A 25,006-nucleotide genomic window follows, 5' to 3' on the forward strand; every position below is an offset into this window, starting at 1 on the left:
CTTATACATCCTTAGAAGCTAAAATAAACCCTCGGATGAACAATAAATTGTTCACCGAGGGCCTGTTCTTGCACTTATTTATCCAGCATTTGATATCGCTTGCGAAATTCTTGCGGATGAACACCGACTTGTTTTTTGAAAATTTTACTAAAGTGAGAGAAGTTTTCGTATCCCATAGATTCACAGATTTCACTAATCTTTAAATCTGTTTCGATGAGCATAATTTTCGTTTGATTCATGCGAACGGTAATGATGTAGTCCATCAAGGTTTGCCCTGTTTCTTTCTTAAACAGCCTTGATAGATAAGCCGAATTCAAATGCACATGAGAGGCAATCCCTTCCCTCATTACATCCTTCAAATTCGCTTGCACATACTGCCTGATCTTCTCGATAATGGCAGAGCTGTCCATCCGCATCAACTGCATATATTCAATTCCTGCTGTAATAACACGTGCGGCCCATTGCTGGAAGTGAGCAATGGAACGGGTTGCCGAAGCATCTCCAAACCACTTTCCTGTACCCAGCATTTCTTTCACAGACCGTCCATGCTTATGCGACACTTGGTACACCATATGTAAGATGGAGTGATACAGGGCATCAATCGTTTCTGCGGCACTGGCTTGATCCTCCCGAAGCTCTGCAAGGACGGCCTCCAATCGCTTCATGAGCTCCTCTTTCTTCCCTAACTCGAACAGCACGACCCAATCCGCACATTCAATATGGACCGGCGCTTTGATCGGATTCGTCGACGCGCTGCCAGTGCGCTCCGGCTGGAATTGGACAACCCTCGTATTCACAATATTACGAGCCTCAAGCTCCAGTAACGTATGATAGCTTTCCGATAGATCGCCTATCTCTGCCGGCCGTCCGATATAACAAGACAAGCTGCAATAGAACAGTCGTGAACACACGTCAATATAATCCTGACATTTGGCATGCCATTCATCCTTATCTGCTTCTGCAGGGTTCGTCAAGTAAATGAGTATGAAATGAAGGCCGTTGCGATCTTGGATCACGTCACCTGCATGTGATTGCAGAAACATCTCAGCTGCCGCATTACGCAGTGCGTACTCCATGATTTCTTCATCGCGCAGATTGAACTCCTTGCTCCACATCTCTACACTAAGCAAAATAGGCAAAATCCATGTATTCGGGTCAAAAGTGACATTATACGCAGGAAGCTGCTGCATCAAATTATCCGTGGTCGGAATGAGGCGCTGAGCTAATATATCCTGCCAGAATCGTTCGGTCAGCAGAGGCTTCTGCTTCTCCCAAAGCTTCTCATAGGTTTGGAAGCGTTCATCGAATTGCTCCACCTTCCTCAGATCCTCTACCCGCTCCTGTACCTTCACCATGACCGTTCTTAGCTGATCATAGTTAACAGGCTTCAGTAAATATTCATAGCTGCCCAGGCGAATGGCTTGTTGTGCATAGGCGAAATCGGCATGACCGGTCAAGAAAACCGGCACGATCGACGTGTTATGCTCTCTAACCCAGCCAACCAGATCGAGTCCGTTGCTGTCAGGCATTTCAATATCGCACAGCAGCACATCGATGCTCACGGTTCGAATAATCTCCATCGCTTCATCTGCGTCGCTCGCGCTGTACACCTCGCTGTAGCCTAACCCGTTCCAATCGATCCCTCGCAACAACGCTTTAATCGCATAGACTTCATCATCTACGATAAGTAACTTATACATGCTAGAGATCCCCCTGCTCTTCATATGCTGACTGTTTGGGAATAATTAAGCGGACGACTGCCCCTTTAATGGCTCCATTCTCGAACAGAATACGGAATCCCTCGCCATACTTCATCCGTAAGCGATGGTGTACATTCCAAATACCGAGATGTTTATCGCCTGAGCCCTGCCCTTCGGCATATTGACCGGCTTGGAACAGCTGTAGTTTATCAGGAGCAAACCCTTTACCGCTGTCGCTGATCCTCACTTCATAGCAATCGGCCGACTCTTCGGATTGGCTCACCGTGATCGCAATCTGAAAGATCGCTTTTCCTTTATCCATTCCATGTATGATCGCATTCTCAACAAAAGGTTGAATGATTAAGGGAGATATACTGTATGGCTTGTACATGTCAGGGACTGTAATTTGAAAGGTTAGCTTCTCCGGGAATCTAAGCTTCTGAATTTCCAAATAGTTCTCGATATGTCCAATCTCTTCGGCAAGTGTGATCGTATCCCGATGGGAACGAGTAATGAAGCGGAAATAATCGCCTAGATGCTCGGTCATCTTCTGAACCAGCAGATTCTCTTCCAGCACCGAGAGGCTGAATATAATATTCAAGGAGTTTAAATAGAAATGCGGGTTAATTTGCGCTTGCAGATGATTAAATTCTGCCCGCTGTGCTCGCAGCATTTCCTCGTATACGTTGATTTTCAAGCCTTGCATTTGCGAAGCCATCTTGTTAAACGTCTCGACCAGGAATGAGAACTCTTTGGTTGAATGGTCGCCAAGCCTCACATCCAAGTTCCCCCGGCCGATGCTCTGCATTCCTTTGATAAGAATGTTCATGGGCCGCAGCAGTACGTTCTTGACGAATAACAAGTAGAAAGCAAGTATGATAATTAACCCAATGGGGAGCAAGAAGAGCAAGCGTTGAAAATATAACAGCTTCTGCAGCACGACTTTCTCCGGTATGAAGACGGCCAGGCTAATCGGTGCATATTGGAATGGAAGACCGACAAGCATATACTTGCTCCCGCTCGATGACTTCGTAAAAGAGACGTACTTCATCTCATTGTGTTCGAGCTTCTTCACGATTTCATTCACGTTCTCGGAAGAGAGGGTCGTTTCAATAAGAGAAGTGCCCGCGTTCGACATCAGCAGCAATTCTTTGCCGCTGTTTCCGAAATTAGATTGTCTAAGCGGTTGAATTAAGTGATCAATATCGATTAGTGCGCCTACATACAGCTCTCGATTGATTTCATTCGGGCTGATCGGAATGACACGAACCAAGTAATACTTATCCTCCCATGAAGTGACCGTCCAGTTCTGTGTATCCATGTCATTCGCATGTTGTTCGAAGAAGGAATACAGGACGCCGTCAAATTCCTGGGTATCTTCATAGCTTTTTTTCACGCTGATCATATCATTATTCTTCTTCGAATAGACGAAGAAGGTTTTGATTCCTTTATAGACGCTGAGATCATCATCAAACTTGCGCAATAACCACTGCTTGGCCATAAAATAATCGCCGTTCTCCTTCGGATACAGTGTAAGCGGTATCAAATTGGTGTAGGAGAAATCGCTGCTTCCAAGGCGCAGAATATAATTGTTCGTTTCCTCCAACGTTTGATCGAGAGAGGAGACCTGCGTTTCGAGGAAGTTGTAATACGACTGGGATACCTCCGTACGGACGACATTCATGGCATAGAAATTATTATAGAACAGAAAAAAAATCAACGGCGTCGTTACGATAAAAAAACCGAGGATGAATTTGAAACGCAATGTTCTCTTCTGGTTCATTAGCTTACCTCTCTCTGCGTCAATCAATCGACCTCAGTCCGGTATGATCATAATGACAACCGCTATGGTAATGCAAATTGTAACCCGATTCCTAAGAAAATGTCGATACTTGGATTAATCATAACGGAAGGGGATAGACACAATATACGAATAGCCATGACATGATTACCGTTATTATCGCTAGTTTCGTAAACAGCGCAGCAATAAAGCCGCTGCCCTGCTGCTTAAGGCAGCAAAACAACGGCTTATAATCAAGCGTAATTATAGATGTCACCCGTAAGGACCGTGCTGATGAAAGCCCAGCAATCGTTTCAGACGAGGATTCCCTTCTGCGTAATCAATGACATCCTGCGGCATCACATAGTTAATGAAGGGCCAGAATCGCTGCGAAATCCACCTTTTCCCGTACATCATTTGCTGCACGGCGCGATCTGTATCGCTTTGATTCGTCGATCCGCGATGCCAGGTCTGTCCGGAGAAGATCAGGCAATCGCCTTTGCGCGCGTTAATCGTAACAGGTTCTTGCCCTTTATAGGTTGGCGGATCCTGATTAGCCGGCGGATGCTGACCGCTCCGGTGACTCGTCGGGATCAACTGCGTTGGACCCATGTCTGGTGCAACATCTACCAAATAGTAGATGCACGTAATGAGATAGGTCGGCATTTGGATACGCTCATCCAGCTCTGTTCCTTCAGGCAGCGGGAAGAATAGCTCCTCATCTACATGCCACGTATCAAAGCCTTTGCCTTTCTTAGTCGTGAACGCATTCATACAGAACATATGGCATTTCTCGCCAAGCAGCGCTTCCGCGAAGTCGACGATAGGTTCATTCTCGATCAATCGGATATACGCCTCTCCCCGCTCAAACATACGCGTACGGAATCCGTCCCATTGACCCGGCAGAGGCGGTTCTTCCAAATACTGCAGCAACCCGGCATGCAGCTGATCCGCCCACGCTTCCGAGATTGCCCCCCGAAATACGGTGAAACCTTGCCGATTAAACTCATCCAGATGCGATTGTAAGGTTGTCATGATCAACGCTCCTAATCCCAGCTATATTTAGGTTGCTTGAGTCCGTCCTCTATCCATAGGAATCGGCCGGTAATGGAGTCCGACTCCGGCTTCAGCAAATCGGCAATAAGCTGAACAGACTTCGCCGGCGAATCACCGCCTGTCCGCTCTACCCAAGCCACCCAGTCCTGCAGCTCTCCCGGCACGCGAACATTGTCCCTTATGGCTTCGAACATTTCGGTTTTCACTTCGCCGGGGTGAAACACGTTTGCAGTCACACCTGTACCGCTAAGCTCTGCAGCCAGCTGTCTTGTAAAATGATTTAAAGCCACTTTACTCGTAGCGTAGGCACTGTTGGTCCCCTCAGGCTCGGCCAATGCTGCCGCGGAGGTAACGTTAACGATGCGTCCCCACCCTGCCTTCACCATCTCTCCAGCCAGTGCTCTGCAGATGTAATAAGGGCTGACGGCATTGATCATCATCGTTTCCATCCATCCTGTTGGATCACTTTCCAGAATCGGACCGATTTCTTTGAACACCCCGGCCGCATTCACGACTACGGCTGGGACACCATAGCTTGCGAAGATTGTCCGGGCCATCGCCTCTACTTCATTCAACTTCGAAATATCAGCTGCAATCGGGTAAGCCGTGCCGCCTTGTTCATGGATTAATGCTGCTGTTTCTTCCAGCTTCGCCGCTCTGCGACCTACCAGTACGAGCTTCGCTCCTTGTTCCGCCAAGCCGATGGCAATTGCTCGCCCGAGCCCGCTTCCGGCCCCTGTTACAAGTGCAATTCGGCCATCCAGCAGCCTTGATGCTTCCGACATACGATCCTCTCCCATACGATGATGCGGATGATAACTATACTTAACTGTTATTGTAGAATAGGTTCAGGTATGCGTCATTGATCACAGTAGACTCAATATATACGAAATATGACTTTATCAGAAAAGGCTACCGCGCGGGTAGCCTTTGGTGAGATATGCGAGCTGTGCGATCAGCTTGTAACAAGACCAATCATGAACCCATCGTAGCCTTTGCTACCCACGGTTTGAATCGCAGTGGCTGTAATTCGGGACTCTTCTGCCAAGAGATCATAGAACTGTCTCACCCCTATTACACGTGGATCGGGGTTCTTCTCGTCTAGCACCTCGCCTCCACGTACAACATTATCGCCAACAATGACCGTCCCGGGATGGGAGAAATGAAGTGCCCATTTCAAATAGTTCGGATTGTTTGGCTTATCCGCATCAATGAAGATGAAATCGAATGTCTCCTCGCCTTCGTCCCGCATGAGAGCCAATTGTTGTAAAGCTTCGCCCACTCTAATTTCAACTTTATCCTGTACCTGTGCAAGAGCTAGATTAGCTGCTGCAATTTGTGCATGATGGGGGTCGAGCTCAAGTGTGACAATTTGGCCATCCGAAGGAAGGGCTCTCGCTAACCATATGGTGCTATAACCGCCTAAAGTACCAATCTCCAAGATTCGTTTGGAACCATGCAGCTGTACAAGCAAGTTCAAGAATTTGCCTTGTGCCTGCGAGACATCAATCGCCGGTAATCCCGCTTCTTGATTGTTCGATAACACGTTGTGGAGAATAACATCCTGTTCAATCAACCGCTCCGCAATATACTGATCAACTTTACTCCAGACCGCAGCTTGATTCATAATGATCACTTCTCCTTCTCATAATGAACTTCTGCTTCCAGTGTATTCGAGCTATAATCATAAATATAATATATGTTTAAATTGGATTTATATATTTCATATATGATTTGGTGATTAGGAGGATCTGGCTCGCGATGAATCTACATGCCTTACGATTATTTCATGTGATTGCAAGTACCGGGAGTGTCACTCGTGCATCGGAGCTGCTCAATATCAGCCAGCCCGCCATCACCGCGCAGATTAAGAAATTCGAGAAAGAGCTGCTGCTCCCGCTGCTCAAGCCGCAAGGAAGAGGGATCGCTTTAACGGATGCGGGCGAAGAAATCGCTTTGCTGGCAAAGCGACTTTTTGCCGTGGAACAACAAATTGAACAATATGCCCAGGATTACCTGAGCGGCTCGCATGGATGCATTCGTTTGGCAGCGACGTATTTGCCGGCTCATTTCTTGATTCCCGCTTGGATTGCAACCTTCAAACAGCAGTACGAGCAAGTCGAAATGATCATCACAACGACGAACTCCAGTGATGCCTTGAAACAGCTCTTGAATGTAGAGGTCGATATCGCCATTTACGGGGGACTGCCGGAGGCTTATCCGGATACGATTCAGACGGAGGAGTTGTTTCGGGATGAGCTATGGTTCGTCGTTGCTCCCGGCCATCGCTATGCGAATCAACAAGTTTCATTGTCCGACATGATGAAGGAGCCTTTCGTTATGCGCGAAGAAGGAAGCTCCACCCGTGAGCGATTGCTGTCTCTATGCCGCACCTACAACTCCTCGACACCGACGATCTCCTTGCAATTCAATGGATTGCACGAAGCGATTACCGCTGTAATTGCAGGCTACGGCGCCAACTTTGTCTCTTCCTTGGTTGTGCGAGACTACGTCAAACGCGGGGAGCTATGCCGTGTTTATGTGGAGGGGATCCATTTAACTAACACTATCGCCATATGTACGCGCAAGCACGAACCGCTCTCTGCTTCCACGATGAATTTTATCCAGATGATCCGCGCGAATCCGGTTCGCGGATAGGGATTCATAGAGCATCTGAGAGTACGATAGCCGAGAATGACGAAAATACTATTTTCGCTCAAATAAGGCCCTATGTGTTCGTTAGAAAAAACGGCAACAAGTTGCCCCCTCCCAATCGAGCCACTGGCGCGCAATACTAATCCTAGCTTCGGTGCTTCGCTCCGAGTACCAGCATTGTCCTTCTTTCCACGCCGGGGTTGGCGAGAAGCTGATACCCGTAATGGCTTCCAATGCCTCGCAAGCTGCACTGAAAGTCGAGACACTTTGCGATAAAGCATCCTGCATTAAGCCCGAACCAAAAGGCATGGGTAGAACGATATTTTCAGCAGGAGCAAGGATCTCCGGGACCCATTTGCCTTCAAAAGTGATGCCCCGGCAGCAATGGTATGGACTGGCGTCTTGCATATATCCACTTTCAGGAACAATAACGCCGCCAACTGACAGGACGGAAGGAGAAGAAGCAGGTCCATTGCAAGTCAATTCCTTCGTGTTACCTACAGAAGATACAAGTAGAAGATCATCGTCCGCTAACTCTTCGCAGAGCACGCGAATGGGATCTGCCTGCCAGGGGAGGAGTCCGGTATCATGGGCTGACACAACTGTCAGAACAACGCCACGAATTTCATAGTTTCGCCAGTTATGTTTTAACCAGCGCAGAGCGCTGCCAATTCTCTCATTAATATCATTAGGCGTGTAGAACGGACCCGTTTGTAGCAGGAAAAGATTCGCCTCCGGAGCCGATCCGCAATAGTCACCATTAGAAAGCTGACCTGAACCCGCGGAAGCTGCTGCTGCCCACAAACCATGTATGCCATTGTTCCACGGTCCTTCACTTTGCTCCATTAGGATGGGTTCGGCGCCAACAGCAGAAGTACTCACGATATAAGTATGGCGACGTTCATTTGTGACAATATCCGGATGGTCCGGAATACGCAAAAACTCTCTGATCGATGGCCAGTACAAACGATACGCCTCCTATTTACTCAACATGCATGTAACGGTTGCCAGCGAGCCTATTTCATCAAATAATCGACTTTTAAAAATCTAACGGTTGTGACAGAGGCTATATACCGTAAATTGGTTGATTTTGAACGTAAAATGTCCATTTAGGCTCTGTGGCAACCGTTAGAAATTTAAAATGGGCTTTTTGTGCAAAATAGCCGCTGTCACAACCGTTACAATTTTGAATGCGATGGTTATGGGGCAACTATAGTGCCGTGAACGAAAAGAAACCCGACGTTGATGGCAACGTGGGGTTTCTCTCTCTCTAGGCCGAATGAGTTGACAGCTCGTGATCATTACAGATAATAATGATTAGTTAATATCCTGACGGCGAGACCAGAGGTCCAGTTAACTCAGTATTGGGACAAATAACCGGAGCCGATGACCGTGATCGTCGAGATGCCCGGTCCGGTCCAGCCGACGGCCAGGTTATCTCCGCCGCCGCCGTCTTTATGCAAGATTTCAAAATAATACGGCTGACCGGCAGTCAAGGTAATGGATGCCGATTGCTGGGAGCTATTCTTGTTCCATTCACGTACGCCCGTATATTCGTAGACGCTGGCAATCACGGAACCGTTCGAAGGACTGTTATTGGTGCTGAGCAACAGCTGCGATGCATCATCACTTGCAATGTAGAACGTGTAGGTACCGCTTGTTGCAGGCGTGATATAACCGCGAATACGGTCACCATAGTTATCCGCCCAGTTCGTTGCTCCTTCAAGACTGGTTAGCACCGTTGTGCCCGAAGGCGCCGTGCCCGTTGGAATGCTGCTGACACTCGTTCCGGATACGCCGGTCCAATACTCTTGAATGACGCTGCCCGTACCGCCGCCGCCTGAAGCATTGGTCGTCACATTAATGGACGTGCTGGCAGAGGATATATTGCCGGCTGCATCCTTGGCTTTGACAGAGAAGGAATAGGCGGTGTTAGCCGAAAGTCCGCTAACGGTAAAAGCAGTTCCCGTTGCGGTGCCGACCAGTGTCGTTCCACTGTAGACATCATAGCCCGTTACAGCTACATTGTCGGTCGAAGCCGACCAGGACAGACTGACGCTCGTGGATGTCTTCGATGGTGATGTCAGATTGGCTGGTGTAGTTGGTGCTTGTGTATCGGCACCGCCACTACCGCCAAGGTTCACATCACAAGTTTTGTACGAGCCCGGAATCGGGTCGCCGAATGTGCTGTTGCCGCAATAGACGGAATTCGTGAACGTCCCGTATGCGTAAGCGCCATTCGCTCCATAACGAACTTCTTTCGTTCCGCTGAAGGAGCAAGTATTGTTCTCGCCTGCGCAATTCGTCCAGTTCGCCGCAGCCGAGCTGCTTGTCGTGACGCTAAGCGAGCTGCTGGCCGAAGAGATGTTACCCACGGCATCCTTCGCTTTCACGGTGAACGAGTAGGACGTATTCGCCGTCAAGCCGGAGACGGTGAACGTCGTGCCGGTTGAAGAGCCTGCAAGCACGCTTCCGTTATAAATGTCATAGCCGGTTACGCCGACATTGTCGGTCGATGCCGTCCAGGACAGGCTTACGCTCGTGCTAGTCTTCGAAGGCGAAGTGAGACCTGTCGGCGCGGTTGGTGCTTGCGTATCCGTCGCCGCGTTCGTCGTGACGCTGAGCGCTCCGCTCGCCGCCGATAAGTTGCCGGCCGCATCCTTCGCTTTCACAGTGAAGGAGTAGCTGGTGCTGGCAGCCAAACCGGTCACGGTAAAAGAGTTGCTTGCCGGTGTTCCCACCAGAGTCGAGCCACTATATACTTCATAGCCGGTTACACCGACATTGTCGGTCGATGCCGTCCAAGACAAACTGACACTCGTGCTCGTCTTCGAAGGAGAAGCGAGTCCGCTCGGAGCAGTCGGTGCCTGCGTATCCGCTGCGGCATTCGTCGTGACGCTAAGCGCATTGCTTGCTGCGGAGGCATTACCTGCCGCATCCTTTGCTTTGACGGTAAAGGAATAAGTCGTCCCTGCGGTTAGCCCGCTAACCGTGAACGTCGTTCCCGCCGTCGTGCCTGCCAGCGTAGAGCCGTTGTACACATCGTAGCCCGTTACGGCTACGTTATCTGTCGAAGAGGCCCAAGACAGGTTAACGCTAGTGCTCGTTTTGGAGGGTGACGTCAAACTGCCCGGAGCAGTAGGCGCAGTCGTATCGCTGCTGCCGGTTCCGGCTAAATTCACTTCGCAAGACTTGTAGGCGCCTGGAGCCGGATCGCCGAATTGGTTGTTCGAACAAACGACCGAGTTCGTGAAGATCCCATAGTTAAAGCTGCCATTGGCGCCATAACGAACCTCTTTGGTGCCGGTAAAGCTGCAGGTTTGGTTCTCGCCTGCGCAAGCGGTCCAATTAGCGGCCGGATCGGTAGTGGCGGACACCGAACTGCTCGCCGCCGATACGTTGTTCGAAGCATCCTTCGCTTTGACCGTAAATGTATAGGCCGTGCTAGGCGTCAGCCCGGTTACGGTCTTGAACGTATTGATTGCGCCGGTCGTGGATGCCACCAAGGTCGAACCGCTGTAGATATCATAGCCGGTTACGCCCATGTTATCGGTGGATGGCGACCAGGCGAGGGTTACGGTCGTATCCGTTACGTCCGTGACCGTTAGACCCGTCGGCGTCGTCGGTGCCTGCGTGTCGCCTACATCCGTCGTTACGTTCAGCGTGTTGCTGGCAGCCGACACGTTGCCGGCCGCATCCTTCGCCTTAACGGTAAAGCTGTAAGCCGTGCTAGGCGTTAAACCGTTGACGGTTAAGGACGTCGCGGACGTGGAGCTGTAAAGCGTGCCGCCTTTATAGACATCGTAGCCGATGACGCCGACGTTATCGGTCGCGCCGGACCAGGACAGGTCCACGGTTACGTTCGATTTGGACGGGGAGGTAAGCGTCGGTGCCGTTGGTGCTTGGGTGTCCGGCGGACCGGCATAGACGTTGACCATCTGTTCCTTCAGACTTGCGCGGCCCGTATTGTCCCAAACGACGAGTGTCACGCGATAGTTGCCCGCAGTCTGATACGTGTAGGTCGGGCTTGTTGACGTTAACGGAGGACCTTCGCCCAGATCCCACAGGTTCTCTGCGATGGTGCCGTTGTCCGTCGAGGAGTTGGTGAACGTAATCGGCTGACCGAGCTGCACGGTCAGCGGGGCGCTGAAATTCGCGACGGGCTTCGGATCGCTGAAGCCGCGGCTCGTCAGCTGCGTGTTGGTTCCGTTGCCGCTAACCGTGTTGCCTGACCATTCGAGATCGGCCGCCGCGGATGGATATTGATCGATGGACGCTCCGGCATTGCCCGTAATCGTGTTGTTGATGAAGCTAATCCGATCCGTACCGGAGGCCGTCGTAATCTCGATCGCTTTGCCTCCGTTGTTCGTGATGATGTTGCTGTCGAAGGTCAGGTTCTTCGAATTGCCGTGAATTCGGATCGCGTTGCCGGCATAGCCGGGATAAGCGGCAGCCGGGTTGTTGTTCGGTCCGTTCTTGAACGTATTCTTATAGAAGTATTGGAACTGCTCCGTCTCTCCCGTTCCCTCGCCTTGGAGCTGCATGCCCCACATGACGATATTCTGAACGGTGTTGTAGCCCCAGTATTGGTAGCCGGTACCCGGGGATTGCTGCATGCCGACTTGCTGACCGCCATCGACTAAATTGTCGGTCGTCACGCCGTGCGTCACCATAACCTCGAGTCCCATGCCTTTGACCGTGCCGGCCGTGGTATGAACGACATTGCGCCGAACCGCGATAGACTCGGACCGTACAGCGCTGATCCAGTGGTCGACATTGTTGTCTTCAATGACGGAATTATTGCAGTTCGTGTGCAGCTCGATCGAGAGGCCGTGCGCGTTAACGCCCGATCCCGTGATCGTGTTGCCTTTGACGACAACCCCGTTACAGCCGTCACTCGCGAAGATACCGCCACGGCCCGTGTTGGAAATCGTGTTGTTCAGGAACTTCGTATTGTTCGAGTTCCAGCCGGCACGAATCCCTGCGCCCCATTCGGAATTGACGCCGATATTCGAGATCGTATTATTGGAGATAACTGAGTCAGAGGAAGCTGACAGCAGGATGCCAAACGGCGCGAAGCCATCCGATTTGGTCAGATCCTTAATGATATTGTCATGAATGTAATGACTGCCGCCGGGCTCGCCCCAGATCCCGGAAACAACATGATTGTTGCTGTTGCCGTCGATGGTGAGCTGCGCAATCTCAACACCGGTTTTCCCACTGAGGGAAATCATATTGTTGTCCGTCGTGCCGTTATATTTGATGATGGCTGTCGATTTGCTTTGTCCGATCAGTTTAACGCCTGACTTCGCGACAATAGTCCCGGACGTATAATAAGTACCGGACGGGAAGTACACCGTGTCGCCGCTGGCCGCTGCCGTAATGGCATTGTTGATAGCCTGCGTATCATCCACAGTATCGCCGCCATTAGCTCCGTATGAGGTGATATTGTAGCTTGCTGCACTGGCAACAGGTATGGATACGGCTGATAAAAGCATGGACAGAACAGGCACGATCAGGGCTACGCTTGAGACTGATTTTCGCTTACGGAATTTGAATCTTCTCACTTCATCACAACTCCCTTATTCATCATGTGTACGGCTCGATGATTCCCTTGCCTGACGTCTGCATGGATCATGTTGCATGTGTACGGAGATTGATAAGCTGCAATCAGCCCCTTTCGCATTACAGAATGTAAGCGCTTGCCAAACGCTTATTTTATATGCTACATGCTGGTAGAAGTGGCTGAAAGTGTACAATAACTGAAAGCCTCTTTATGGGATTGCCAACCGACTATGATTTTTTCGAATTCATGCACTATCTTGAATTTCTACAATAAAATGGACATAAATACACACGAAAGGGCTATAGGGTATGATCCCTACAGCCCTTCAACTAAACCTGACTAATGCTGATCCTACATTCTCCTTGGTCAATAGGACTCCTCAATTGAAGTCCAAACCGATACAAGTGATCTCCCCATGCACCTCGCATGATTGGATCCTCTAACGTAATGGTTTCGACCGAGCCCGCAAACATCGTACTGTTGTATTGGATGCAAACCTTGTTGTGACTCTCATCCTGCAAAATAAAGCTTCCGCTCCCTTCGGTTTGAGGGAGATGCGGCGACAGCAGCATCCACGTTATATCCTCCGTTATCTGCTGCAGGAGAAATTCATCCTTAATCTCCACATAAGAGGATGAATCACGAATGAGGCTTATCGTCCGAATCCAGCTCTTAATCCCGGCAGCCTCCGGATATGCGTTTGCGATATTCATCGTTAGCGATACAGCCTTATTATCAAGCTGGCAATCGACATCGACTGCTCGATAGGATCGTCCATTCCTTTGCTCTACGCCATTTACGATCGGAACATTGTGGTAAGCGGACTTCATGGCCCATATCGAATAACGCTCTGCAAAGAACGATTGCGAGGTATAGGTCAACACGCCGGGATCGATAATCATCGGAGAGCCATTGCAATACACGATAAAGTGACCAATGTCATTATGATTATGGCTTTCATCGTTATGTCCGCCCTTCGCTGCAACGAATAACCCCTTAGACGAACCCTGCTGCTCTCTAGCCACCATCATTTCAATGCCATCCAGCCATGCATCTCGGACATAAGGCGTTTCTCCTACATAGTGCTCGATTTCCGAGTAATGAAATAACGCAGGCAGCAGGCGGGACATCGAAGAAAACTCAGGGTCGGTTGCTGCTTCCCGCTCCTTCCTCAGCATCATGGCTCCCAATCCGGCAAGCTTATCATCTCCAATACGGCGTCCATACCGATAGACAAGCTCTGCGGGGATCTGCACCGTAGGCGAACTGTCTGCAAAATTGACATAGTAGTTGTCATCGATAAAAGCTTTGTACAGATAACCTCCGACCTGTTGAATGAGGGGCTCATGATAAACGTTGATTTCACGAGCCGAGGCGCTGTAAAACAGCTCCAAGCAATCGAATAGCATACCGCCGGCGTACATCCAATACTTAGGTCCTTCCTCGCAGCCTCCATCGGAATGGAGCCGTTCCATATACTGATCCAAGCTGCGCATCGCCTTCATAACAGCTGCTTCACGGCGTCCAGGGTCATCCTCCAGCAGCAGGAATGCCACTAAGCAGTTCGAATTGCACCACGGATTCCAATTATTCAGCATCCTCTCTTGATTGAAGCCCATCCACCAGTAATCGTTCCGATTCAAATACGGATCCAGAATCCGCTTCCTTACTTCATGCTGTATCCGCTCGCAGACCATCTTACTTATGCCGTCCAGTCGAGTCCTCAGCAAATAAGAAGTCCAAGCGAGCAGTGCCGCAGTTTCGGCGGAGAACAATTCAATAACGGGATCCGCCACATCCGGAAGCTCGCTCTGCCTCTTCATCATATACCCGTGCCCGGGAATTCCCCAGAACGTTTCCTCGCAGATACACCATATTCCGTTCACGATGTCATCCAGGAATCGCCCCTCGTTCTCGATACATTCCGCTATGACCAAGGAAGCCAAATCCCGTCTCCTCTCCCATGAAGCCGAATCGTACCGCGACCGATTGCCCGTTCTGCTATAGTCCATGTACGCGGTGGCCGGTAACGGATTCCATACATGATTGAGCTTCTTAGCGCCTTTATTCACCCAATAGGTTCGCAGATGAAGCGGCAATCCGTCCCATTCTTGGCGGTCTTCACTAGTAGGATAAGGCTTGTAATTCTCCCGCGAGGTCATCATACCCCTCAGATCCGCAGTCATATATCGCTGTGCCAGCATCGAATCGCCAACCCCCTCTCCTGCCAAAAGAAAGGCAAGCAAACGGACATTCCGCTGCTTGCCTCTTCTCTTATTTAAAATACTTCGCCAGATGTTCAGTCGCCTTAATAACTCCTTGTCTCTCGGCCTCTATAGAGCCCCAGAAACGGTGATCCTCCAGCTCAATGCTTACGGCTCCTGCATAACCGAGGCGATCCAGACGAACGGCCACTCTCCCCCAGTCGACTTCCCCGTGTCCTGGAATCGTATACCGCCAGGAGCCCTCGGAGAAGTCGTATTTCGTACCGAAGGTCGGCGTTATAACGCCGCTCTCGTACTGTTCTTCCCGGAGGATTTCTGTATCCTTGCCATGGCAGTGATTGATGCGTTCCCCAAATTCGTCCAATGCGCGAAGGTAGTCAATGCCTAAGCGCACGAGATGAGAAGGATCGTAGTTCAACCCGAAATGCTTCGATGGGATCGCCTCGAACATCGCTCTCCACATTTCCGGCGTACAGCCAAGCGTTGGATAATGCGGCGCAGGTCCGGGCCATCCTTCAATCGCAATATAAATCCCCGTCTGCTCTGCATGGCGTACGAGCTCCGGAAATGTTTCCTTCCAGATCGCAAAGCCTTCCTTGCGCGGGAGGGTATGATCCTCGGGTACAAGACACATAAACAGCACGCTTCCGCCAAGTGCAGCAATGGAGCTTAATTGCTTCTTCGCCGCTTCCAGCGCTTCCTCGCGGCGGCCTTCATCGCGGCTTAACAGCCGTGACGTATGATGGGCATCGATCGATCCGATACCCATCCGAGCATCCTCGCAAGCAGCCTTCACATCGGGAGTCAGATTGGACACATCCAGTACATCAAGCCCAATGCTTGCAGCCCACGCGGCCGTCTTCGCAATTCCTTCCGCCCCAATCTTGGGCGGAATACGCATACCTAATTGAATTGTCATGCCGATTGCTCCCCCTTCGCTTCTGCGTCTGCATGCGGCTCGTAGCCGGCAGCTTGATAGATCATCTCCGACAGCTTCACGACCTTCAAGGCAAACTCGCCCGGTACAAGCACCTCATGCCGGCCAAGAATCGCATCGATGAAGCTCTTATCTTGGTTGGTCGTTTGCTCCGGAAGCTCCGGCACGATCGGATCTTGCCCGAGGCGGCGCAGCGTGATCTTCCCATTATCGTAGAAGATGCCGCCTTGCTCCCCGCAGAATACGAAGGTTTCATGCCAGCACGGCGAATACCCGACCAAGTTCAAGCCGGCAACGGCACCTTCCGCGAAACGGATCGACGTGAACGTGTCGATCTCGACGGTGGCGCCGTGCATATGCAGCTGCGGCTTCACTTCAATCGGCGTAAGGCCGGTCGTCCACAGCAGCACATCGATGATGTGACTGCCCGAGTCCATCAGGAAGCCGCCGCCGGATAATGCTGGATCAGCCCGCCAAGAACCCGGCGTTCCTTGTCTCCATTGCTGGTAGAGCGATGCCGTAATCGACGTGAGCTTGCCGATTTCGCCGCTGGCGATCGCATTTCGAATATATAAGAATTCAGGTTGGAAGTGGCGTTGGTAGGAAACTTGCATGATCCTGCCTGACTGCTCCGCGACTCGCATCAGCTGCTCTGCCTCTTCCGACGAGCAGGTCATTGGCTTCTCGATCATTACATGCAGCCCGCTGCGAAGTACATCTTGCGCCTGAGCGAAATGCAGCGTGTGCGGGGAACAAATAATGACGGCATCGATGTCCGCCTGCTCCAGCATTTCGCGATAATCCGAGAATTGCAGCACATCGGACAAGCTATTTTTGGCAATAAAGTTGTCCCTATTCTTGCTGCTCGTATCGGCGACAGCCTTAATCTCAGCCTCTTGAAGCTCCAGCAGCTGGCGGGCATGCCAGCCTGCAATGCCTCCCGTTCCAATGAAACCAATGCGTACTTTAGTCATAGTTAACCCTCCCAATAGTGAGTATATGGCCAAGCTGGCAATTCGCGTCTTACTCTACCAAACCGGAACGCTCCACGCCTTGAATGAAATACCGTTGAAGGAAGAAATAAAACAGCAGCATCGGTAACAACGCCATGAAAGTAGCGGCCATAACAACTGGTAAGCTGAATACTTCAAAGCTGCTGCCCGTTAACGTATCCAGCGATTGATAGAGTCGAGGCAGCATCATCGGCAAGGTGAATTTCTCTTCCGAGGTGAGGAAGATCGACGGCTCGAAGAAATCATTCCAATGCCATACGAGCGACAGCAGTGTCGTTACGACAATAGCGGGCGGCGTAAGCGGCAATATAATCTTCCAATACACCTTGAAGCTGCCGCATCCATCCACACGGGCAGCATCCTCGAGCTCCCATGGAAGCCCGCGGAACAGCTGACGGAAGATAAAGATGAACAGTGCGCCACGAAGCCCGCCTGCAAAGAAGGACGGAACAATGAGCGGCAGCACGCTGTCCAGCCAGCCCATTGTTTTGTACTGCATGAACAGAGGAACAATGATCGTTTGCGGCGGAATTATCATGGTGAACATGCACAGGAAGAACAGCAGCTCCCGGCCGGGAAATTTGATGCGGGCAAAGCCGTAAGCAACAAAGGAACAGGCCAACACCTGGCCGACCACGCTCAAGACGGCAATGAGAGCGGAATTATTGAAGTGCGTCATAAATTGCAGACCCTTCATGCCGTAATAGAAATTCTCCCAGGCCAGACTCGTCGGAATCCACTTAATCGTAAAATCCATCAGATCCACCGGATGTTTGAGCGCAGTCGTAACCATATAGATAAATGGATAAAGGAACACGAAGGCCAAATCAATAAGAATGACATAAACGAAGGTGCGATAGATGAGCGAGATCCAGCGGCTCTTGCTCCCGATTCGGCTAACCAAGCTGTGGTTTCGGATCGCCTTTACTTTGCTGCCTACCTCTGTTTGCGCAACAGCAGCAACGCGCTGCTTGGATTTCGGAATGGGAATCGACTTCACGCTGCAATCACCTCCTGTATTATTTTTCCCCTGTGTATACTACAAAGCGCTTGGTAGAAACGAATACGAGAATGAGCAGCACGAAAATAAACATGAAGTAGATCCAGCCCATTCCGGAAGCATACCCCATCTGGATGTCGGTGAAGGCCGTATCTTTGATATAAACCATCATCCTATTGTTAATGTCCGTGAAGGAATCGACGCAGGTATAAACCAAATTAAGCAGAATAATCGGCGTCATCAGCGGCAGGGTGATCTTCCAGAACATCTCCCATTCGGTTGCGCCATCGCATCTTGCCGACTCGTACAGGGATATGGATATGCCTTGAAGACCGGCTAAGAATAGTAGAATTTGCACGCCCGTCTTCCAGAAAATCACGGTGAGCCGGCTTAACATATCAAAGACGATCTGCGAGAAAGTAGGTCCCATATAGAGAAACACTTCATCCGGAACGCCGATTCCGTTGACCAGCGTATCCTTGCCTACCCCGGCATACAGCAGCTGCTGCATGGCCAGACCGGAACCGATCAATACGGGCAGGAAGAATGCGGCTCGGAAGAACGCTCGCCCTTTAATGTTATGATTGAGCAAGATCGCGATAAACAAAGAAAACACGAGAACAAGCGGCGTATTGATGACCGCATCTTGAATGACCGAGATAAACAGCGGAATAAACTGCGTATCGAGCACGAAAGCGCGATTGAAATTGTCCCAGCCCACAGACTCCAGCTCGAAGTTTCCTACGCCGACGACCTCATGAAAGCTAAGCCAAAGGGAATATACCAAGGGATAACACATAAACAAGGCGAAGCCTATTGCCCATGGGGCGATATAAACATAGCCAGCCAGCATCTTCTTCTTCTCTAAACTCATCCTCCGCTCGCTCATGCTTATCCCCCCTTCGGTACGACGATAAAGTCTTTATCCGGCACAAGGTGACCATCAATCTTGACCTCTCGCGGCGAATAATTGACGATTAGTCGGCTACCATCCTCATAAACAACTTCATAGACGTCCTTCTCCAGCTTGCGATGCTCTACCATCGTTTGAGACCATACCGGCTGAAGCTTCTCGCTCATTTCTTTATATTGATCGACCGCTTGATCGACCCAGTTGTGATAGGCTGAACTGAATAAATCGCTGTAATACGTGTCCTTGAGATCCTCGGAATGTTTCTTCGTAAATTGGTAGTAAGGCATATAGCCGTATTCCACCATCTTCAGAAACTGCAGCCGCGGATCGTAAAATAAATTCTGTGCATCACCCGAGTACGGGATCAGCCCATGCACGACCATTTGGTAGAACGGAATCGTTTCATCCGTAAAGAAATAGCCGCTGTCTTCCATCGGAATACTGAACAAACGGGACGAGTGGGGAATGGTATACCCGTTGCCCCCGATTGCGGCGGCTGCGCCAAACTGGTCCACTGATTTACCCATCATTTCCAGCCACTTCGAAGCCGTTCCTTCTCGATTCAGCGGGTAATCCTTATTAAAGTCGTAGTAGTCCGTATAGCCGATACCATCGAAATTAATGCCGGTAATCGCCAATTTGCTGAGCGGATCAAGCACCTTATCTTGAAAACGTTCATTTTGCTTGCCCGCATTCAAGTAGAAGAGCTCGCTATACCGATCCGTGACTGCAAAGTGATTCGCTCCGACAACGACATCGCTGCGTGTAGAGAAGCCGTCGACGCCTTTCCAGGCCATGATGTAATTGTCCTGTAGAAACAGCTGATCGTTATTCGCCTTGGCATACTCGCTTAATTTCTTTAGTCCGCTTGTGCCGCCGATCTTCGAAGATGGTTTATAACCGGATGGGTACTCTAAGTAGCCCTCTCTAGTCCAGCCCAGCAGATTGGCGGAGATGCTGTCTACTCCCCGCTTGGTCAGATCCTCCATGATTTGCTGAGCTTCATCAAAGGATGTCGTAGGAATGAAATGATCGAACAGAATTTGGCCTTCCTTAATGCCCATTAGCAGATCAAGTCCGAACGGAATCGGTTCTCCTTTCTTAATGCGCGGAGCGACCCCTTTCTCATCGATGAGATATTGCCGATACGCGGAAGCCATATGGCTGTAATCCGCTTCCTTGCCGCTGAAGAACACATATCGAATGGTATGATCTTCCCGCAGCAGCTGCTTCTCCGGCTTCTTGGTCAAATTCCCGTCCTTCTTCACCGCTTCATACTCACGCCTATAGACAAGCTCCGAGGATACGCGATTCATATTGATCAAGTAGCCGCTGGGCGAATACAGAATGTTCGCATCGTACTCGCCTTTCGTGATCATGCCGAGAAAAGCATTATCATTCACCTTCAAGCCGAATATAGGCAACAGCGCATTCTGCTGCCGTTGATAGTTATTAAATGAGATCGTATCCGATCCATACACGCTCGCACGATAGGGATTCAAGTAATTCGGATGATTCGACTTAAAGGTCGACAGCGCCCCGGGACCATCCGGGTAAATCGCATAGCCTTGATCATGATCCAGGGCCGCTCCGAAGAACGGAAGCGGCGATATCGCCATCAGCCAATTATTCTCTGCTTCTTGAATGGATTGTCCGGGAACGGTGACTTCTAGGGCGTTCCCTTTCAATTCGAAGATCATATCGAAACTGATCTGTAGTCTTGGCAGCTCGTAATGAACGGATATTCCGTTATCCAGCGCCGTTGTCTTGATCTTCGGCTGCTCGATCACCGAGTTCGTCTCCTGCGTTTCAAGTGCCGGTAAATTCGGATCCGTAAACGTCATATGGAAGATGGACTGGCTGCTTGCGGTCCATAGATCATTGCCTTCCGTTGCTGCGTCCTGAATCGGAACCGCCGATTGCCATGTATAGCCATTACTCTTATCCTTCACCACAATCGCGGAATCGGAAGAACGAAACAGCAGCTCAAGCCGCTCGGTTTCCGCCACTTTCTCGAATTCGGTTGGTGTCTGCTGCTCTGCATCATCACCTGCCGGCGTATCGGCCGCAGCCTCCACTACTTCGTTCTTCGGCTTCATTTCCAGCTGCGCGCGGGCAATGGCACTCTTAAGCGAGGGTAAGGCAAGGATGACCAGAAGCACCACAATGACGGCAACAAATGCTGAATAGATTGTTTTGCGATTCACTATTCTCGTAATCATGGTACCCCCTTAATTCTCCCATAAATATCTGATTTCAATGGAGACTTCACGTGCGAATTGCAGGACATGATTCGTCAGGGAGAAGACGAGACCAACCGTTCCCCAGAAGGTGATAAAAGCAAATATAGACAGGAGGAGGACGCCTACCGATTTCTTAAAGGAATAATCGTTCAGCACCTTCAGCTGGATAAAGATAAGCAGCGCGACCCATAACCAGATGATGAGATTGATGCTGTTATATAGACCCAGCTCGCCTCTTGATAACACCAAGGAAATCGCAGCGAGCGGAATCGCAAATACGATATACGGAATGAGGGCGTAGGACATCGCCGTTAAGATTTGGCTGAAATACGCTTCGCCGTCCATAATCGCCGTAATCAGATAACAAGCGATAACCCCCGATATCAGCGGCACTACGAATCGGATGATTTCCAAGTTCAAATCGGCGTATTCGGGCTGCAGGGACGTAATATGGAAGCTTGTCATATAGATCGTTACGATTCGAACACATAAGGTGAGTAGAATGAGCACAAATGCCGACATGAGATGCTTCTTCTTCTGAAGCTCTTCAAAGGCATCCACCGGATGGAAGAGGATGGCTACCCCGAGCCGCAGCGAACGCTGACCGGACTGTTTCACAGCTGATGTATTCAATAGCCATACCTCCTTATGACGGTGTTCGTAATGCGAATCATGAACTTCACGATGAGATAAATAGCATAAATAATGAGAACGGCAGCGATGAGAATCCATCCGAGATATTCGCGCATAAAGTCATGCCTGTACTCGGCAAAGGCCTTGGAATACCCATCCTGATCTTCGCCCAGTTTGAATTCCTTCATGGCCTCTTTCCATTTCTCTTCCTTCATCAGCGCTTTGGCCACGCCGCGATGGGCCAACGGGTAATTCTCATCGATCTTCAAAACTTCCTTCCAAGGGATTAACGCCTCTTGATAACGTCCGTTATAATGCAGCTGACTGGCTTCATGGACGAGCTCCGCAAACCGCGTCGGCTTGAACATCTGAATATTGTTCCGATCTCGGTCAAGCACGTAGATGGTGCCTGCTTGATCGACAACGATACTCGACGGATATTCGAACCTGCTCTTCGCATCGCCTTGACCGCCGAATACGGCCAGCAAGTTCCCCTCTTGATCGTACTGATAGATCTTCCGTGACATGGCATCCAGCGCATTAATAATGCCATACTGATCGATCGCCAGATCGGCGAAATAAGGAAGCTCCAGTGTTCCGCTGTCAATCGACGATTCACCGAAGAACTTCTTCGTATAGATGTTCTCCCCCATGGCATTGAACTTCTTAAGCTGATCGGCGCTGCTCAGCACGGTTGGCGCATAGATGAATCCTTTGCTGTCAATGGTCAGATTGGAATTCTGCTGCGGAACCGCATTGTTGAGCTGCTCCCTCTGCTCGGGCGTTGCCAGTACTCGAATAAGGAGCTTCTTCCAATCGAAAGGAACGCGGTTGGCTCCGATATAACCCCGAAACCGGTTCATGGCGTCGATCATCATAAAGCCGCTGTAGTCGGTCTTATTCAGCACGTACAAATAACCGCGCCGATCCATAATGACTTTATCCGGGGCGAATTCCAAATCCTCGCTTAGCAAGGAAGACTCCGGCTTCACGAATTCTTCGACGAGCTTTCCTTCCGGCGACAAATGGATGACCTTGCCGCTGCCTGTGTCCGCCACGAACATATCGCCAAGCGTATCGACGAATATGCCGCTTGGCTGGTCAAGCTCGACACCTTGCTCCTTGCCATAGATACCCAGCACTTTTCCGTCGTTGCTTAATTTCACGATCCGATTGTTATCCGTATCCGCGACATACAACTGCCCCTTCTCGTCGATAAACAAGTCGCTTGGTTTATTTAAGCCAGGCGTGCCTACATCGAGAATGACATTGTCTACCGTGTACGTGAGCGGAATCGGAATTTTGTAGCCATACATCGGATCAAGGGTATACGACATTTGCGGTAATGCATTGGCGGCGGGTAAAGCTCCAAGCAGAACGAGCAGACAACAGCCGATTATGCTCGCTGATATACGTTTGATCATCGTGTCCGCCCCCTAAGATTTGATCCCGGAATGAACCATCGTGTTCATGATAAGCTTCTGAAACAGAAGGAAGATTAAGATCGGCGGAAGCGTAATCAAGAACGTGCCTGCGGCAAGAGCGCCCGAGCGCGCAACAACCCCCGGTCCCCCGGCAAGCGTTTGGATTGCCAGCGGCAGCGTCTTCATCGTTTCGCTTGTCGTAAAGACAAGCGCGGAGAAATAATCATTCCAGTTCCCGATGAAGGTGAAGATGACCAAGGTTGCCCAGGCCGGCTTGCTGACCGCCATAATGACGCGCCAGAAGATCTTCCATTCCGATGCGCCGTCGATATGCGCGGCTTCGATTAACGCATCGGGGATTTGATCGAAGAACTGCTTCATCAGGAAGATATTGAAGGCAACCGCGACCTTCGGGAGTATTAAAGCCCAGTACGTGTTGACTAAACCCAGCTTCGACACGATCAAGTAAGTCGGGATCTGCGTCACCTGCGGCGAGAACATCAGTGCCGACAGAATAACGGCGAAGATGAAGCCCGCCCCCGGCGGTTTGAATTTGGAGAGCACGTAGGCACCCAAGCTGCAAACGAACAAACTCGCCGCTACGATGGTAATCGAAATAAATACACTGTTGAAGATATAACGAGAGAAGGGAACAATTGAGCTGTCCGTTGCGGTCAGCAAGTCATAGAAGCTGCGCATGGTCGGCTTCTGCACGAAAAATCTTGGCGGGTAAAGAAATAGCTCATCCAGCGGCTTGAAGGCGGTTGAAACCATATAAATGATAGGCATGGCCGTAAAACCAACCAACGCGATCATGACTAGGTACAACAGTCCCCGGTTAAAGCGGGCCGCAAATTTCGCATAGTTTACCGTCACGTCCTTTGGCCCCCCTTATTGTTCTTTGGATGATAGCAGCTTCATCACGATTCGCCCTAATCCGAAGGTTAGGAAGAACAAGAAGACCGCAATGGAAGATGCGTATCCTAGCTCGAACCGAATGAAAGCATAATCAAAGAGATGCGAGATAATGGTATGTCCGGCGTAGTTCGGGCTTGGCATGCCCGCGATGGCCACGGCTATGTCGAATACGCCAAAGGCGGCTACGATGGAATTGACCGCGCCGAACAAGAGCTGCGGTTTCATCAAGGGCAGCGTAATAAACCACAGCTCTTGGAATTTGCTTGATATTCCGTCAATCGAACCCGCTTCATAGAGCTCGGGCGAAACATTCTGCAAGCCTGCAAGGAATACCAGGAAGCCGGTCCCCATGCTCATCCATAACGAAACGATGATGATCACCGGCATGATCGTATCCGGGTCGGTCGTCCACAGGATCGGTTCGCTGATCATTCCCCAGCTGAGCATCCAGTTGTTCAATAATCCGTAACGGTCTCCCGAGAAAATATAGAGCCAGACGATGGATAACGCGATCCCGCTCGTAATCGACGGCACATAGAAAGCGAGCGAGAAGAGCATTTTGGCACGCAGCGTGTTGATTATCCAAGCGAGCAGGAAGGAGAGACAGTAGCTCAGCGGTCCTGCTATGACTGCGAAGATAAACGTATTCTTCAGTGATTTGATGAAGATATCGTCTTCCAAGAACAACACGCTGTAATTCGAGAGACCGACCCACTTCGCCGGTTGAAGCATGTTGTAATAGGTGAAGCTCAGATAGACGGATTGAACGACGGGAACAACCGTAAAGACGATGAACAGAATGAGGAATGGACTCAGAAACAAGTACCCTAGCGCAGCCTTGCGGCCTGCCTGGGATAATTTGAATCGGCTTATCTTCTGTGATTTCAGCTGAAGCGGATTATTCACTTCTACACTGCTTTGCATACCGCTCCTCCTCGTGCCC

18 protein-coding genes are annotated in these 25,006 nt (G+C 50.3%); 1 reads left to right on the forward strand and 17 read right to left on the reverse strand.

Translation table 11 applies throughout. The features are described from left to right. Positions 1–74: 74 nt before the first annotated feature. From AC0YNS_RS29145 to AC0YNS_RS29165, 5 genes are all read right to left on the reverse strand, one after another. Positions 75–1,700 carry a response regulator transcription factor gene (locus tag AC0YNS_RS29145; RefSeq protein ID WP_475784426.1) on the reverse strand — a complete coding sequence of 542 codons (1,626 nt, stop codon included), beginning with the start codon at positions 1,698–1,700 and terminating at the stop codon, positions 75–77. 1 nt (position 1,701) lies between these two features. Beyond that, entirely contained in the window at positions 1,702–3,483 is a 1,782-nt protein-coding gene (locus tag AC0YNS_RS29150; protein ID WP_475784427.1) for a sensor histidine kinase, read from the reverse strand. A 270-nt stretch (positions 3,484–3,753) separates the two neighbouring features. Beyond that, positions 3,754–4,515, reverse strand: coding sequence for a phytanoyl-CoA dioxygenase family protein (locus AC0YNS_RS29155; RefSeq protein WP_475784428.1), 762 nt, complete (start codon positions 4,513–4,515; stop codon positions 3,754–3,756). A gap of 11 nt (positions 4,516–4,526) precedes the next feature. After that, on the reverse strand, positions 4,527–5,321 hold the full coding sequence (locus AC0YNS_RS29160; RefSeq protein WP_475784429.1) for an SDR family NAD(P)-dependent oxidoreductase: 795 nt from the start codon (positions 5,319–5,321) through the stop codon (positions 4,527–4,529). Between the two features lie 170 nt (positions 5,322–5,491). After that, positions 5,492–6,163, reverse strand: a complete 672-nt coding sequence (locus AC0YNS_RS29165) for an O-methyltransferase (RefSeq protein WP_475784430.1) — start codon at positions 6,161–6,163, stop codon at positions 5,492–5,494. Between the two features lie 134 nt (positions 6,164–6,297). Here AC0YNS_RS29165 and AC0YNS_RS29170 point away from each other — a divergent pair, with 134 nt between their 5' ends. Then, entirely contained in the window at positions 6,298–7,194 is an 897-nt protein-coding gene (locus AC0YNS_RS29170; protein ID WP_475784431.1) for a LysR substrate-binding domain-containing protein, read from the forward strand. A gap of 81 nt (positions 7,195–7,275) precedes the next feature. Here AC0YNS_RS29170 and AC0YNS_RS29175 read toward each other — a convergent pair whose 3' ends face one another. The 12 genes from AC0YNS_RS29175 to AC0YNS_RS29230 form a co-directional block, all read right to left on the reverse strand. Further along, positions 7,276–8,157, reverse strand: a complete 882-nt coding sequence (locus tag AC0YNS_RS29175; protein ID WP_475784432.1) for a S8 family serine peptidase — start codon at positions 8,155–8,157, stop codon at positions 7,276–7,278. A gap of 392 nt (positions 8,158–8,549) precedes the next feature. Next, positions 8,550–12,758 (reverse strand): fibronectin type III domain-containing protein, encoded by a 4,209-nt coding sequence (locus AC0YNS_RS29180; protein ID WP_475784433.1) that lies wholly within the window; start codon positions 12,756–12,758, stop codon positions 8,550–8,552. Positions 12,759–13,086: 328 nt separating this feature from the next. Continuing rightward, positions 13,087–14,961 carry a heparinase II/III domain-containing protein gene (locus AC0YNS_RS29185; protein WP_475784434.1) on the reverse strand — a complete coding sequence of 625 codons (1,875 nt, stop codon included), beginning with the start codon at positions 14,959–14,961 and terminating at the stop codon, positions 13,087–13,089. A 70-nt stretch (positions 14,962–15,031) separates the two neighbouring features. Beyond that, a complete protein-coding gene (locus AC0YNS_RS29190; RefSeq protein ID WP_475784435.1) occupies positions 15,032–15,901 on the reverse strand; it encodes a sugar phosphate isomerase/epimerase family protein in 870 nt (289 codons plus the stop codon). After that, positions 15,898–16,893: a Gfo/Idh/MocA family protein gene (locus AC0YNS_RS29195; protein WP_475784436.1), complete on the reverse strand. Its 996-nt coding sequence runs from the start codon at positions 16,891–16,893 to the stop codon at positions 15,898–15,900. The genes AC0YNS_RS29190 and AC0YNS_RS29195 overlap by 4 nt, the downstream gene beginning before the upstream one ends. Before the next feature lie 49 nt (positions 16,894–16,942). Next, on the reverse strand, positions 16,943–17,932 hold the full coding sequence (locus AC0YNS_RS29200) for a carbohydrate ABC transporter permease (protein WP_475784437.1): 990 nt from the start codon (positions 17,930–17,932) through the stop codon (positions 16,943–16,945). A gap of 19 nt (positions 17,933–17,951) precedes the next feature. Then, positions 17,952–18,821, reverse strand: coding sequence for a carbohydrate ABC transporter permease (locus tag AC0YNS_RS29205; RefSeq protein WP_475784438.1), 870 nt, complete (start codon positions 18,819–18,821; stop codon positions 17,952–17,954). Positions 18,822–18,823: 2 nt separating this feature from the next. Beyond that, positions 18,824–21,067 carry a DUF5696 domain-containing protein gene (locus AC0YNS_RS29210; protein ID WP_475784439.1) on the reverse strand — a complete coding sequence of 748 codons (2,244 nt, stop codon included), beginning with the start codon at positions 21,065–21,067 and terminating at the stop codon, positions 18,824–18,826. Positions 21,068–21,076: 9 nt separating this feature from the next. Then, entirely contained in the window at positions 21,077–21,721 is a 645-nt protein-coding gene (locus AC0YNS_RS29215) for a Yip1 family protein (protein ID WP_475784440.1), read from the reverse strand. Then, the gene (locus AC0YNS_RS29220) at positions 21,718–23,145 is read right to left on the reverse strand and encodes an SMP-30/gluconolactonase/LRE family protein (protein WP_475784441.1); all 1,428 of its coding nucleotides are present in this window, start codon (positions 23,143–23,145) and stop codon (positions 21,718–21,720) included. Before AC0YNS_RS29220 ends, AC0YNS_RS29215 begins: the two co-directional genes overlap by 4 nt. Positions 23,146–23,157: 12 nt before the next feature. Then, complete coding sequence (locus tag AC0YNS_RS29225) at positions 23,158–24,021, reverse strand: carbohydrate ABC transporter permease (RefSeq protein WP_475784442.1); 864 nt, start codon at positions 24,019–24,021, stop codon at positions 23,158–23,160. 15 nt (positions 24,022–24,036) lie between these two features. Next, on the reverse strand, positions 24,037–24,987 hold the full coding sequence (locus tag AC0YNS_RS29230) for a carbohydrate ABC transporter permease (protein WP_475784443.1): 951 nt from the start codon (positions 24,985–24,987) through the stop codon (positions 24,037–24,039). Positions 24,988–25,006 lie beyond the last annotated feature (19 nt).

The organism is Paenibacillus sp. J22FR21 (genome assembly GCF_056269135.1).

Bases quoted from the DNA above. Each gene is read 5' to 3' on its own strand.
- AC0YNS_RS29155 (WP_475784428.1), bottom strand. From the start codon at position 4,515: ATGACAACCTTACAATCGCATCTGGATGAGTTTAATCGGCAAGGTTTC.
- AC0YNS_RS29150 (WP_475784427.1), bottom strand. From the start codon at position 3,483: ATGAACCAGAAGAGAACATTGCGTTTCAAATTCATCCTCGGTTTTTTT.
- AC0YNS_RS29220 (WP_475784441.1), bottom strand. From the start codon at position 23,145: ATGATCAAACGTATATCAGCGAGCATAATCGGCTGTTGTCTGCTCGTT.
- AC0YNS_RS29205 (WP_475784438.1), bottom strand. From the start codon at position 18,821: ATGAGCGAGCGGAGGATGAGTTTAGAGAAGAAGAAGATGCTGGCTGGC.
- AC0YNS_RS29190 (WP_475784435.1), bottom strand. From the start codon at position 15,901: ATGACAATTCAATTAGGTATGCGTATTCCGCCCAAGATTGGGGCGGAA.
- AC0YNS_RS29170 (WP_475784431.1), top strand. From the start codon at position 6,298: ATGAATCTACATGCCTTACGATTATTTCATGTGATTGCAAGTACCGGG.
- AC0YNS_RS29185 (WP_475784434.1), bottom strand. From the start codon at position 14,961: ATGCTGGCACAGCGATATATGACTGCGGATCTGAGGGGTATGATGACC.
- AC0YNS_RS29230 (WP_475784443.1), bottom strand. From the start codon at position 24,987: ATGCAAAGCAGTGTAGAAGTGAATAATCCGCTTCAGCTGAAATCACAG.
- AC0YNS_RS29165 (WP_475784430.1), bottom strand. From the start codon at position 6,163: ATGAATCAAGCTGCGGTCTGGAGTAAAGTTGATCAGTATATTGCGGAG.
- AC0YNS_RS29160 (WP_475784429.1), bottom strand. From the start codon at position 5,321: ATGTCGGAAGCATCAAGGCTGCTGGATGGCCGAATTGCACTTGTAACA.
- AC0YNS_RS29195 (WP_475784436.1), bottom strand. From the start codon at position 16,893: ATGACTAAAGTACGCATTGGTTTCATTGGAACGGGAGGCATTGCAGGC.
- AC0YNS_RS29210 (WP_475784439.1), bottom strand. From the start codon at position 21,067: ATGATTACGAGAATAGTGAATCGCAAAACAATCTATTCAGCATTTGTT.
- AC0YNS_RS29145 (WP_475784426.1), bottom strand. From the start codon at position 1,700: ATGTATAAGTTACTTATCGTAGATGATGAAGTCTATGCGATTAAAGCG.